The sequence below is a fragment of the Streptomyces sp. NPDC054883 genome (assembly GCF_053610645.1).
The window spans coordinates 16,483-28,866 of sequence record NZ_JBSGYT010000011.1; the positions used below are offsets into that span (position 1 = coordinate 16,483).

The following is a 12,384-nucleotide window of genomic DNA, read 5'->3' on the forward strand; positions in this document are numbered from 1 at the left end:
GTTCGCCTCGCTGCTGGTCGGTGGGGCGCGGGGGACGGGTCAGCGGGTCCGGGTGAGGGCGGCGCGCAGGTGGCCGTCCGCTTCGGTGAGGAGGGCGGCGGCGGTGGGGCCGTCGACTCCGCCGAGGATGACGAGGACGGCGTTCTTGACCTCGCCGCCGGTGGCGGCGAGCGCGGCCTCGATCTCGTCGTCCGGGGCGCCGGTGGCGAGGGCGACGATGCGGCGGGAGCGGGCGCGCAGCTTCTCGTTGGTGGCGCGGACGTCGACCATCAGGTTCCCGTACGTCTTGCCGAGACGGATCATGGTGACGGTCGAGATGAGGTTCAGTACGAGTTTCTGCGCGGTGCCCGCCTTCAACCGGGTGGAGCCGGTGAGGAATTCGGGGCCGACGACGACTTCGATGCCGTGGTCGGCGGCCGCGGCGAGGGCGGAGCCGGCGTTGCAGGACAGCCCGACGGTGAGCGCGCCGCGCGTACGGGCGAACTCGACGGCGCCGATCGCGTACGGGGTGCGGCCGGAGGCGGAGATGCCGATGACGGTGTCGGTGGCGGTGAGGCCGAGGGCGGTGAGGTCGTCGGCGGCGAGGCCGGGGGAGTCCTCGGCCCCTTCGACGGCCTTGACCATGGCGGTGGGGCCGCCCGCGATCAGGCCGATGACCTGGCCGGGGTCGGTGTTGAAGGTCGGCGGGCATTCGCTGGCGTCGAGTACCCCCATGCGGCCCGCGGTGCCGGCGCCCGCGTAGAGGAGCCGGCCGCCGCGTGCCATGCGGTCGGCGATCGCGTCGACGGCAGCGGCGATCTGGGGGAGCCGGTCGGCGACGGCGGCCGGGACGGTGGCGTCCTCTGCGTTCATGAGACGGACGATGTCGGGGGTGGGCAGCCGGTCGATCTCGGCGAGGTCGGGGCGGAAGGCCTCGGTGGTGAGGGAGTCGAGCTGGGCACGCAGTTCCGCATGGGCGGTCATGGGCGGGTCCTAGCGGTGGGGGCCGAGGGGGTCGAGGGGGCGAGGGGCTGAGGTCGGCAACGTATTTTCGTCGGGGGTGGGGGTCAAGGCGCCATGCCCGGGCGGTGGCCGCATCCGTGCGGGCTTTCCCGTACTCGCCCGTACGGGTTCACAATGGGCCCATGGACCAAGCGACCCCCCTTGAGCAGGCGCTGCACGCCGCCCGTGCCCTTGTACTCGCCGATCTCGTCGCGGGCGAGGTCGCCGAGGCCGATGTCGTGTCCCTCGTCGAGGACGCGGTCACGCACCGCCGGTGGTGGGTCGAGCAGTGGCCGGAGGGGGTCGGCTACCTCGCCGGACTCGTCGCGCAGGACGTGCAGGACGCGCTGCTGGAGAAGTACGGGCGCTGGCCGCTGTGTCCGGTGTGCGCGCACGGCGAACCGCACGCGCTGGACGTGGAGCCGGAGCTCGGGCCGGACCCGCACTGGGTGTGCTCGGAGGCGGGCGTGCGGGTGTCGGCGGTGGGCGGACTCGGCCCCGTGCTCGGCCGGCGGTGAGCGGCGGGTGACGGTGTACATAGACCCGCCGACCTGGCCGGGGCACGGGCGGATGTGGTCGCACCTGGTCAGCGACGTCTCGTTCGAGGAGCTGCACGCCTTCGCGGAGTCGATCGGCTGCCCGGCGCGGGCGTTCGAGCGGGACCACTACGACGTGCCGTCGTACCGGTACGCGGACGCGGTGGCGGCGGGTGCGGTGGAGGTGGGCAGCAAGGAGCTGCTGCACCGGCTCACCCGCGCGGGCCTCCGCCGCCCCAAGGGCCGCCCGGCCTGACGGTGCCCTGGGGGGCTGTCCCGTTCCCCGTGGCTCCGCCCCGGACCCCGGTCCGGGGCGGAGCCACGTCCGGCCCCGCCGGCGTGTGCGGCGCGGGGGTCCGGGGGCCGGCCCCCGCAGTGGTGGCGCGCTTGGCCGGTCGTCGGTCGGGGTGGCCCTGCGGGTTGTCCCCTACCCGCCCTTCCACCGTTCCCATGGGCTTCGCCCCGGACCCCCGTGGCGCGGGTGCGGGCCGTCCCCGGCGGGCCTGCGGTACCCGGCCCGGTCCGCCGGTCGATCCAGGCGCGGGGGCTCGGGGGCTGTCCCCGGCCGCGGCACTAGCGCCGCGTCAGGGCATTGGCGCGGGGCGTCGACGCCGCCACCACGCGGGAGCGGGTGGGGCGGTCCAGGCGGAGGGCCAGAGCCGTCAGGGCGAGGGCGGTGGCCGTCATCGCAGCACCGGCCCAGGCGGTGGCGGCGAAGCCGAAGTCGGCGTCGATGACCGTGCCGCCGAGCCACGGGCCGCCCGTGTTGCCGAGGTTGAACGCGGCCGTGGTCGTGGCCCCGGCCAGGGTGGGGGCGGCCCCGGCGACGTTGAACAGCCGGGCGTTCAGCGCCGGGGCGGTGAAGAAGGCCGAGACGCCGATCAGGAACGACAGGGCGACCGCCGCCACCGCGAAGGACGCCAGCAGGGCCAGGGCGAGGAGGAACACCGTTGAGCCGGCGATGCCCCACAGCAGCACCCCGAACAGGTGCGCGTCCGCGACCCGCCCGCCGATCGTCGTACCGACCAGCGCCCCCACCCCGAACAGGCCCAGGATCCACGGCACCCAGCCGGCCTCCAGCCCGGCCACGTCCGTGAGCAGCGGGGACAGGTAGCTGAACGCGCAGAAGACGCCGCCCGCGGCGAGCGCCGTGACGCACACCGACAGCCACACCTGCCGGTCCCGGTAGATCCGCAGCTCGCTGCGCAGCCGCGGCTTCTCGGCGGGCAGCGGGATGCGCGGGATCAGCGCCAGGATCCCGGCGAGGGCGACGGCCGAGGCCGCGCCGACGGCCCAGAACGCCGAGCGCCAGCCGAGCTGCTCGCCGAGGAAGGCCCCGGCGGGCACGCCGAGGACGTTGGCGATCGACAGCCCGCCGATCATGACGGACATCGCGCGGGCGCGCTGGTCCTTGTCGACCATGGCGATGGCGACGGCCGCGCCGACCGCCCAGAACCCGGCGCAGGCGAGCGCCGAGACCACGCGGGAGGCGAAGAGCAGCTCGTACGAGGGGGCCAGCGCGCCCGCGACCTGTCCCAGACCGAAGAGGGAGATCAGGCTCACCAGGGTCGTGCGGCGCGGCAGGCGCAGGGTGGCGACGGCCAGCAGCGGCGCCCCGACGACCATGCCGATCGCGAAGGCGGATATCAGCAGGCCCGCCTGCGGAATGGTGACGCCCATGTCGTCGGCGATGGGTGGCAGGAGCCCGGACAGCATGAACTCGCTGGTCCCGAGTGCGAAGACGGACAGGCCGAGGACGTAGACGGCGACGGGCATGCGGGAGCGTTCGGAGGCTGCGGGCATGTGGTGTACAAACCGGCCGGAACGATGGCGCATTCCCGCCCCCTGTTTCTTACGTCAGGTTCCGTCGGTCAAGGTGGCCAGCTCGGCGGCCAGGTTGCGGCGGGCCGGGGCCTCCCAGTGCGCGCTGCCGTAGGGGGTGCGGAAGAGCCGGGGCAGGCCGAGCAGCTGGCGCAGTACGGCGGCGCGGCCGGCGCGGAAGGCGTCGTCGGGGACGAAGCCGTACTCGGCGCGGACGGCGGCGACGTAGGCGGCGTACGCGTCCGGGCCGCCGGCGAGGACGGCGAGGTCGGCGTCGCAGAGCACCTCGCCGTTGGTGTCGCCGGGCGCTGGGTCGTGGCTGACCGTGAGGCGGACCAGCCGGGCCACCTCGGCGGTGCGGGCGGCGTCGATGCCCAGCTCGGGCAGGGCGCGCTCGGCGAGGGCGGCGCTGCGCTCCTCGTTCTCGGACCGGTCGGGACGGTAGACGGCGTCGTGGAACCAGGCCGCGAGCTCGACGGCGGCGGGGTCCTGGGCGTGCGGCGCGAGTACGTCGATGCGTGCGAGTACGTCGGCCAGGTGCGCGGTGGTGTGGTACCGGCGCTGCGGCTCCGCCCAGGCGGTGAGGAGGCGCTCGGCGTACGGCGCGGCGTCGGTCCCGGGGGCGGCGCCGGCGGCGGCGGTGGTGGCGTGCCAGCGGTCGCGGAGGTCTGAGGTCATGGGCACATTGTGGGGGTGGCGTGGATGGTGCTGGTGGTGGGTGGGCGCGGGCCCGTACCCTGAGATTGGACTAGACCTATTTTCCGAGGATGGGATCGATCGAATGAGCAACCGTGCGCTCCTGGAGGTGATCGCCCTCGACGTGGAGGACGCGGTCGCGGCCCAGGCCGGTGGGGCGGACCGACTCGAACTGGTCACCGACATGGCCGCCGACGGGCTCACCCCGCCGCGCGGGACCTTCGCGGCGATCCGGGCGGCGGTCGACATCCCGCTGCGCGTGATGCTCCGCCGGTCGGACGGGTTCGCCGCCGGCCGTATCGACCTCCTCGTCGAGCAGGCGCGGGAGCTGCGGGCGGAGGGCGCGCAGGAGTTCGTCCTCGGTTTCCTGGACCAGGACGGAGGGCCCGACCTGGCCGCCGTCGAGGCGGTGGTGGCGGCGCTGGACGGCTGCCGCTGGACCTTCCACCGGGCGATCGACCGCGCGGCCGACCGGGACCAGGCCCGCAAGGCCCTCGCGGAGCTGCCCGGGCTGGACACGTTCCTGACGGCCGGGTCTGCGGCCGGAGTGGACACGGGGCTGCCGGTCCTGGCGGCGGAGGCGGCGCGGCAGGGCGCACCGGGGTACGGGGCGCGGATCCTGGTCGGTGGCGGCCTGGCGCTGCACCACCTGCCGGCGCTGCGGGCGGCGGGCCTCGACGCCTTCCACATCGGCGGCGCGGCCCGCCCCGCGGGCTGGTCGGGCCCGGTCACACCCTCGGCGGTGGCCACCTGGCGGGCGGCCCTCGCGTAGCCCGCGCCGCGGGGCGGGAGCTCGTGCACTGCGCCGGGGAGCCGCGCCGTCCGGTCAGGGCCGAGCGCAGCGCCGGCCCGCCCGGCGGCGGCGCCGGGGTTGACCTTGCCGCTGGCGGCAGGGTTGCACGATGACCGGCATGAACAGCACCGCACCGCAGAGCCGCAGGATCGTCGTCGTCACCGGAGCCGGCACGGGCATCGGCCGGGCGACCGCCCGTGCCTTCGCCGCCGAGGGCGCCCAGGTGGTCGCGATCGGACGGCGGAGCGAACCGCTCAGGGAGACGGCGGCAGGGCACGACCGGATCGTGCCGCTGTCCGTCGACATCACTGCCGAAGGGGCGCCCGAGCGGATCGTCCGGGACGTCCTGGCGGCACATGGGCGACTGGACGTCCTGGTCAACAATGCCGCCATCGTGCGCACCGGCGCCCTCGGCACGCTCGGTCCGGAGCTGATCACGGATCAGCTCGCCACGAACCTCGTCGCTCCCGTTCTGCTGGCCCGTGCCGCGCTGCCGCCGCTGGAGAGCTCGTGCGGAGTGATCGTCAACGTCAGTACGTCGCTGGGGCAGCGGGGCTGGCCCGGGAGCTCGTTCTACGCGGCGACCAAAAGCGCCCTGGAATCGCTGACCCGCAGTTGGGCGGTCGAGCTGGCACCCCGCGGGGTCCGGGTGGTGGCGGTCGCCCCCGGCGCGATCGACACCCCCATCGGAGAACACCAGGGCCTGACGTCCGAGCGGATGGCCGCGGTGCGGGAGTGGCAGCTGGCGCACACGCCGCTGGGCCGGATCGGCCGCCCCGAGGAAGTGGCCTGGGCGGTCACCCGGCTCGCCGCCCCGGCCGCGTCGTTCGTCACCGGAGTCGTACTCCCCGTCGACGGCGGAGCGGTCGTGGCGTGATAGGAGTGGCCCGGGAGGTGGCACGGGTGCGCATAGGTGAGCTGGCCAGGGCGACGGGGGCGACCGCTCGTGCGCTGCGGCACTACGAGCAGGCCGGGCTGATCTCCGCCGAACGGGCCGCCAACGGCTACCGCCGCTACGACGAGCGGACGGTGGTGCGGGTCCGTAACATCCGCTACCTGCTGTCCGCCGGGCTCACCCTCGATGACGTGCGCGCGTTCCTGCCGTGCCTGGACGGCGATGTCGCTTCCGCACCGCCCTCGGCCAAGGGCCTGCGGGTCGCGCGGGACCGCCTGGCCGTCCTCGAAGAACGCATCGCCGCCCAGACCCGGGCCCGCGACCGGCTGCGGACCGCGCTCCGGCAGCAGACCGGCGGTTGACCCTGCCGGGCGGTCCGGTCAGCGACGCCCGGCGGGGCCGGGCCAGGGCCGCCGGGAGGGGGGCGCCCGGCGGCCGGGTCAGGCCAGGGCCGCCGGGAGGGGGGCCGCGTGCAGGACGCGGAGGCCCGAGACCGCGCGGGTGAGGCAGACGTAGAGGCGGCGCAGGCCGGTGCGTTCGTCCGGTTCGCCCGAGACGACCGCCGCCGGCTCGTCCAGTACGACGTAGTCGTACTCCAGGCCCTTCGCCAGCGAGGCCGGCACCAGTGTCAGCCTGGCCCGCTCCGTCGTCTCCTCGCCCGGCGCCAGGTACGGCAGCCCCGCCGCCTCCAGGGCCCGCGCCAGTTCCGGGATCCGGGCGTCCGCCGCGATCAGGCCGATCGAGCCCTCGTACCGCAGGGACTCCGCGCACGCCGCGACCACCGCCGACGTCAGCTCCGGCCCCGCCACCGCCGAGACGACCAGCGAGCCCGGCGTCTCACGTACCGAGGACACCGGCGCCAGCCCGGGCGAGATCGCGGGCAGCAGCCGGGACGCGTACGCGATCACCTCGCGCGGCACGCGGAACCCGGCCGTCAGCTCCTCCAGCACCGCCTCCGGCTTGCCCAGGTGCGTCAGCGCCTCGTCCCAACCGCGGGTGGCCCACGGGGTGGTGCCCTGCGCCAGGTCGCCCAGTACGGTCGCCGAACCCGTCGTGCAGCGCCGCCCCACCGCCCGGTACTGCATCGGGGAGAGGTCCTGCGCCTCGTCGAGCACGACGTGGCCCAGCGAGTGCGTGCGCTCCACCAGGTCCGCCGCCTCGTCGATCAGGACCAGGTCGGCGGCCGTCCACTTCGCCGACTTCACGCTGCGGAACGGCTTCTGCCACAGCAGCAGCTTCTGCTCGTCGTCCGTCAGCACCCCGGTCGCGTGGGCGGCGAGGAACTCCGCGTCCGACAGCAGCCGCAGCACCAGCTTGGCCGGCTCCACCGGCGGCCAGATCTCCCGTACCGCCGCCTTGACCGCGGGGTTTCGGGCCACCGCGTCCTGCACCCGGTCGTCGGGGGCCTCGCCCGCCTGCTCCATGCGGACGAGGACGGTGTGCGCGATCCGCTGCGGCAGCGCGTCGCGGGCGGCGCCGTAGCGGATGGCCCGGTCGAGGAGCTCGGAGACGATCTCCTCCAGCTCGTACGCGGGTACCCGCCAGCGGCGCGACCCGCGCACCACCATCAGCGGCTCGACCGGCGCGCTGACGTGCGAGCGGACGGCGCGGCGCAGCACCTCGGCCATCCGCGCGTCGCCCTTGACCACGGCGGTCTCGGCGGTGTCCGCAGCGCGTACTTCCAGGCCTGCGCGGGCGACCAGGTCGTCGACGGTGGCCTGCTTGACCTCCAGCTCGCCCAGCGCCGGCAGGACCTGCTCGATGTAGTGCAGGAAGGAACGGTTCGGCCCGATGACGAGGGTGCCGGTGCGGGCGAGGCGCTCGCGGTGCGCGTACAGCAGGTACGCGACCCGGTGCAGGCCGACGGCCGTCTTCCCGGTGCCGGGGCCGCCCTGGACGCAGACGGAGCCGGAGAGACCGGAGCGGACGATCTCGTCCTGCTCGGGCTGGATCGTCGCGACGATGTCACGCATCGGGCCGACGCGCGGGCGCTCGATCTCCTGCTGGAGCAGCTTGCTGACGGCGGCGCTCTCGGCGGGGTCGCTGAGGTGCTCGTCCTCGTACGCGGTGAGCTCGCCGCCCGTGTAGCCGAATCGGCGGCGCAGGGCGACGTCCTGCGGGTCGGCCTTGGAGGCGCGGTAGAAGGGCTGGGAGACGGGGGCGCGCCAGTCGATGACCATGGGGTCGCCGTCGGCGTCGTGGACGTGGCGGCGGCCGATGTAGAACTTCTCGCCTTCGGCGCCCTCGGCGAGGTCGCCGCCCGGCGCGTGCAGGTAGTCGAGGCGGCCGAAGAAGAGGGGGGTGTGGGCGAGGTCGGCGAGGGCCTTGATGCGGTCGTCGATCTGGCCCTGGAGGACGGCGGCGTTGACCCAGTTCGCGGTGACGTCGCGGATGTCGAGGGACTCGACGTCCGCGCGCATGGCGCGGAGCGCGGCGCGGGAGGCGGTGAGGTGGGCCTGCTCGCGGGCGAGGGGGCGGGCCCCCTCGGGGTGGGTGTCGGCGGGGGCCGCGGCGGGGCGGACGTGGGCTCGGGTCCCTACCGGGTCCGCGGCATGGGGCCCGGCGGGGGCCGCGGCGGGGGCTTCGGCTCGGGCGGGGCCGGCGGGTCCGGGGGCGTGCGCGGGCACGGATTGCCTCCAACGGCTGGTCTGCGGACTGCGGGAGCTCGCTCAGGGGGAGCGGTGCGGTACGGACACGTGCCCGCCGGTACCGGCCGGCGGGCGCTCTCCCGGTGGGGCGCGGGGAGGCGGCAAGAGCGGCGAGTGTAGCCACCGGGCGGCCGGTGCGCGAATGGATTAAGGCCCTGCGGAGAAGAGCGCTCCGCGGCCCGGGAGCGTCACCGCTGCCGGGATCCTGGCGGCGGCCGGTGGCCGGTACTCCGTGTGGGTGTCGTACGGGGGAGTGTCAGACCTGAGGTAGGACCCCAGGGGCCGGCATGGGCCGGGAGGAGGAGGCGCGGGGCCCGGGGATTCCGCCCCCAGGGTGATGTGACATCCCCGGAGAAAACGCACCATGGATACATGAGCACCGCAACCTTCACACCGATCCGGGGCGGCCGCCCTCGCGGCGCCACCGCCATCTCCGACCACCCCGCCCGCCACCGTGTCGGCAGCTTCCTGCACGCCGCCAAGGTCTTCGCCGCGACCGCCGTGAGCGTCGTCGTCCTGGGCGAGTACTCCGAGGAGACGGGCCTCATACGCCGCTGAGCCGGGCGGGGCCCGGGGGCACATCGGGCGTGGCCCGGCCGCGCCCGCGTGCCCCGGCGGACCGCGGCGGTCGGCACGCGCGGCGAACCGGCTTGATCCCGGCGGCGTCGGGTCACTGATCCACTAGGGTCACGCGCGTGACCCCGAGCCCCGAGCCCGCCCGCTCGCCGTCGCCCCTCTACCGCCTGCTGATCACCGGCTCGCTGCTCGCGCTGGGGGTGCTCTGCATCGCCCCGCGCATCCCGATGGCCGACGCCCTCGTCCACGGGTTCTCCGCCGCCGAGTGGCGGCCGCCCACCGCCTATCCGCCCTTCGCCGCGATCCTGTTCACGCCTGCCGCCTGGCTGCCGCCCGGTGTGCTCAAGGCCGTGCTCGTCCTGGGGAGCGCGGGCCTGCTCGCCCTGCTGATCCTGTCGTCCTGCCGCCTCGCGGGACTGCGGGCCCGGCCCGGGCACGTCCTGGCCGCCACCGTCGCCGGGCTGTGGGTGGAGCCGCTGTTCCAGAGCCCGCTGCCCGGTCAGATCAACCTGGCGCTGGCCTGCGTAGCCGTCTGGGACCTGGGCCGGCCGCACGGGGCGCTCGGCAAGGGCTTCGCGCTGGGCACCGCCGCCGGGATCAGCCTGACCCCGGCGGTCCTCATCCCGTACCTGCTGCTGACCGGCCGGTTCCGGACCGGCCTGACGGCGCTCGCCGCCTTCGCCGGCACCGGCCTGCTGGGCCTGCTCGTCCTGCCGCAGGCCTCCGCCGACTTCTGGACCCGCCACCTCGCCGCCGGTGGCCGGGCCCTGTGGCCGGAGCTGCCGCACCTGTGGGTCTGGTGCGTACCGCTGCTGGCGTTCCTGACGCGCGCGGGCGGACGCCGACGGGAGCCGGCCGCGCGGGTGCCCTCGCCGAGGTCACCCGTCGCGGAGGGGGACGCCCGCACGGGCGGCTTCCGGGGCGAGGTCAGTCGCTCGCCAGGAGCTCGTCGGCGTCCATGATCCGGTAGGCGTAACCCTGTTCCGCCAGGAAGCGCTGGCGGTGCGCGGCGAAGTCCTGGTCGATCGTGTCGCGCGCGACGACCGAGTAGAACCGCGCCTCGTGCCCGTCCGCCTTCGGGCGCAGGACCCGGCCGAGGCGCTGCGCCTCTTCCTGGCGCGAGCCGAAGGTGCCGGACACCTGGATCGCGACGGTGGCCTCGGGCAGGTCGATGGAGAAGTTCGCGACCTTCGAGACGACCAGCACGCTGATCTCGCCCTCACGGAAGGCGTTGAAGAGCTTCTCGCGCTGCGCGTTGGAGGTCTCGCCCTTGATGACGGGCGCGTCGAGGTGCTCGCCCAGCTCGTCGAGCTGGTCGATGTACTGCCCGATGACCAGGGTCTGCTCGCCCTGGTGCTTGCGCACCAGCGCCTCCGTGACCTTCCGCTTGGTCGCGGTCGTCGCGCAGTAGCGGTACTTCTCCTCCGTCTCGGCGGTCGCGTACGCGAGCCGCTCCGAGTCGGTGAGGTTCACCCGCACCTCCACGCAGTCCGCCGGCGCGATGTAGCCCTGCGCCTCGATCTCCTTCCATGGGGCGTCGAAGCGCTTGGGCCCGATCAGGGAGAACACGTCCGACTCGCGGCCGTCCTCCCGGACCAGGGTCGCGGTCAGGCCGAGCCGGCGCCGGGCCTGGAGGTCGGCGGTGAACTTGAAGACCGGCGCGGGCAGCAGGTGCACCTCGTCGTAGAGGATCAGGCCCCAGTCCCGGGAGTCGAACAGTTCCAGGTGCGGGTAGACGCCCTTCCGCTTGGTCGTCAGCACCTGGTAGGTGGCGATGGTGACGGGCCGGATCTCCTTGCGGGTGCCGGAGTACTCGCCGATCTCCTCCTCCGTCAGCGACGTCCGCTTGACCAGCTCGTGCTTCCACTGCCGGGCCGAGACGGTGTTCGTGACGAGGATCAGCGTGGTCGCCTTGGCCATCGCCATGGCGCCCGCGCCGACCAGCGTCTTGCCGGCGCCGCAGGGCAGCACGACGACACCGGAGCCGCCGTGCCAGAACCCCTCGACGGCCTGCTGCTGGTACGGCCGCAGCGCCCAGCCGTCCTCGACCAGGTCGATGGCGTGCGCCTCGCCGTCCACGTACCCGGCGAGGTCCTCGGCCGGCCAGCCCAGCTTGAGCAGGGTCTGCTTGATCTGCCCGCGCTCGGAGGGGTGCACGGCCACGGTGTCCGGGTCCAGCCGGGCCCCGACCAGGGGGATGATCCGCTTGGACCGCAGGATCTCCTCCAGCACGGGCCGGTCGGTGCTGGTCAGCACCAGCCCGTGGACGGGGTGCTTGGACAGGGTGAGCCGCCCGTAGCGGGCCATCGTCTCGGCGACGTCGACCAGCAGCGCGTGCGGCACCGGGTAGCGCGAGAACTCGACGAGCGCGTCCACGACCTGCTCGGCGTCGTGCCCGGCGGCGCGGGCGTTCCACAGCCCGAGCGGGGTGATCCGGTAGGTGTGGATGTGCTCGGGGGCACGCTCCAGCTCGGCGAACGGTGCGATGGCGCGGCGCGCGGCTCCGGCCAGCTCGTGGTCGACCTCCAGGAGGAGGGTTTTGTCGCTCTGGACGATGAGAGGCCCGTTCACACGCGTCCCTTTCCTGCGTGGGGTGGACCGCCCGGACGCGGACGGCCAAACCTCCAGTCTGCCGCATCGCCCCGCGGTCGGGGCGGTTCGCGGGCTGCCGGGGCGGCCGCTTTACGCGCCCAGGTGGGGGAGGGGGCCGGTCGGGTACGGGGGCTCGGCCGGGAGCAGGGCGCGCGCCGCGTCGGTCCGGCCGGAGCGGACCAGGCCGTGGACCTCCCGCGCGAGCGGGGTGACGTCGCGGATGGAGACCGTCCAGGCGTCGGCGTAGGCGCGGGACGCCGGGCCGGACAGGCCCAGCTGGAGGGAGCGGTACGGCAGCGGGTTCAGGTGCAGGTCGCGCTCGGGATCCCACTGCACGCGGGCCGGCGAGCGGGAGAGCGCGTCCCGCCACGCCGCGCGGTCGGTGTGGGTGCCGGGCTCGAAGTGGGACAGGCAGGCCCCGGCCAGGGCCCGGTCGAAGCCCTCGCGGGTGATCTCGACGGCCAGCACCGTCTCCTGGCCGGCCTTGGTGGCCCAGCCGCAGCGGTACATCATCCACAGGAAGGAGGGCTTGATCCAGGTCATGCGCTCGCGCTTCCAGGCGGCCGGGAACCGCCCGTCCCGGGCCGCCGGCAGTCCCAGGGCGGGCGCGTACGCCTGGTAGACCGTGATGGTGGAGTCGGTGTGGGCGGCGCGGACCGCGCGAGGGGGCTGTACGGACATGGCCCCAGGGTGCGGCCCGCCCGGCCGACCGGGCCAGCGCTTTTCCGCCGGGCCCGGCCGGGGTCCGACGGCGGCCGGCCCGGGGCATACGGGGCCGTACTGCGTCGAAGGGCCCGGCGGGGCGCAGTGGGCCGGTGCGGCCGCCACGACGCGGGAGGCGGTGGC

General features: G+C 74.8%; 13 protein-coding genes. 7 read left to right on the forward strand and 6 right to left on the reverse strand.

What is annotated here, in order from left to right; all coding sequences use genetic code 11:
* Positions 1–39: 39 nt before the first annotated feature.
* On the reverse strand, positions 40–963 hold the full coding sequence (murQ, locus tag ACWGH1_RS10965) for an N-acetylmuramic acid 6-phosphate etherase (protein WP_453353710.1): 924 nt from the start codon (positions 961–963) through the stop codon (positions 40–42).
* Positions 964–1,124: 161 nt separating this feature from the next.
* On the opposite strand from murQ, the gene ACWGH1_RS10970 reads away from it, so the two are divergent.
* Positions 1,125–1,499, forward strand: a complete 375-nt coding sequence (locus ACWGH1_RS10970; protein ID WP_453353711.1) for a hypothetical protein — start codon at positions 1,125–1,127, stop codon at positions 1,497–1,499.
* A gap of 7 nt (positions 1,500–1,506) precedes the next feature.
* Entirely contained in the window at positions 1,507–1,773 is a 267-nt protein-coding gene (locus ACWGH1_RS10975; RefSeq protein WP_453353712.1) for a DUF4031 domain-containing protein, read from the forward strand.
* 317 nt (positions 1,774–2,090) lie between these two features.
* On the opposite strand, the gene ACWGH1_RS10980 is transcribed toward ACWGH1_RS10975, so the two are convergent.
* Positions 2,091–3,293 carry a Cmx/CmrA family chloramphenicol efflux MFS transporter gene (locus tag ACWGH1_RS10980; RefSeq protein ID WP_453352561.1) on the reverse strand — a complete coding sequence of 401 codons (1,203 nt, stop codon included), beginning with the start codon at positions 3,291–3,293 and terminating at the stop codon, positions 2,091–2,093.
* 81 nt (positions 3,294–3,374) lie between these two features.
* The gene (locus ACWGH1_RS10985; RefSeq protein WP_453352559.1) at positions 3,375–4,016 is read right to left on the reverse strand and encodes an HD domain-containing protein; all 642 of its coding nucleotides are present in this window, start codon (positions 4,014–4,016) and stop codon (positions 3,375–3,377) included.
* Positions 4,017–4,119: 103 nt separating this feature from the next.
* Between ACWGH1_RS10985 and ACWGH1_RS10990 the strand changes: the two genes are divergently transcribed.
* The 3 genes from ACWGH1_RS10990 to ACWGH1_RS11000 all read left to right on the forward strand — a co-directional run bounded on the left by ACWGH1_RS10990 (position 4,120) and on the right by ACWGH1_RS11000 (position 6,084).
* Positions 4,120–4,806: a copper homeostasis protein CutC gene (locus ACWGH1_RS10990; protein ID WP_453352558.1), complete on the forward strand. Its 687-nt coding sequence runs from the start codon at positions 4,120–4,122 to the stop codon at positions 4,804–4,806.
* Positions 4,807–4,936: 130 nt separating this feature from the next.
* The gene (locus ACWGH1_RS10995) at positions 4,937–5,704 is read left to right on the forward strand and encodes an SDR family NAD(P)-dependent oxidoreductase (protein WP_453352557.1); all 768 of its coding nucleotides are present in this window, start codon (positions 4,937–4,939) and stop codon (positions 5,702–5,704) included.
* Between the two features lie 26 nt (positions 5,705–5,730).
* Positions 5,731–6,084, forward strand: coding sequence for a MerR family transcriptional regulator (locus ACWGH1_RS11000; RefSeq protein WP_453352556.1), 354 nt, complete (start codon positions 5,731–5,733; stop codon positions 6,082–6,084).
* Positions 6,085–6,162: 78 nt separating this feature from the next.
* Here the strand turns inward: ACWGH1_RS11000 and ACWGH1_RS11005 are convergent, their stop codons facing one another.
* Positions 6,163–8,142 carry a HelD family protein gene (locus ACWGH1_RS11005; RefSeq protein ID WP_453352560.1) on the reverse strand — a complete coding sequence of 660 codons (1,980 nt, stop codon included), beginning with the start codon at positions 8,140–8,142 and terminating at the stop codon, positions 6,163–6,165.
* Positions 8,143–8,742: 600 nt separating this feature from the next.
* Here ACWGH1_RS11005 and ACWGH1_RS11010 point away from each other — a divergent pair.
* Positions 8,743–8,928, forward strand: a complete 186-nt coding sequence (locus ACWGH1_RS11010) for a hypothetical protein (RefSeq protein WP_453352555.1) — start codon at positions 8,743–8,745, stop codon at positions 8,926–8,928.
* A gap of 137 nt (positions 8,929–9,065) precedes the next feature.
* Positions 9,066–9,908 (forward strand): glycosyltransferase family 87 protein, encoded by an 843-nt coding sequence (locus ACWGH1_RS11015; RefSeq protein ID WP_453352554.1) that lies wholly within the window; start codon positions 9,066–9,068, stop codon positions 9,906–9,908.
* On the opposite strand, the gene ACWGH1_RS11020 is transcribed toward ACWGH1_RS11015, so the two are convergent.
* Positions 9,874–11,517 carry a DNA repair helicase XPB gene (locus tag ACWGH1_RS11020; RefSeq protein ID WP_361314698.1) on the reverse strand — a complete coding sequence of 548 codons (1,644 nt, stop codon included), beginning with the start codon at positions 11,515–11,517 and terminating at the stop codon, positions 9,874–9,876. The two genes, ACWGH1_RS11015 and ACWGH1_RS11020, sit on opposite strands and share 35 nt — an antisense overlap.
* A gap of 111 nt (positions 11,518–11,628) precedes the next feature.
* Positions 11,629–12,219 (reverse strand): DUF4291 domain-containing protein, encoded by a 591-nt coding sequence (locus tag ACWGH1_RS11025; protein ID WP_453352553.1) that lies wholly within the window; start codon positions 12,217–12,219, stop codon positions 11,629–11,631.
* Between the last annotated feature and the right edge of the window lie 165 nt (positions 12,220–12,384).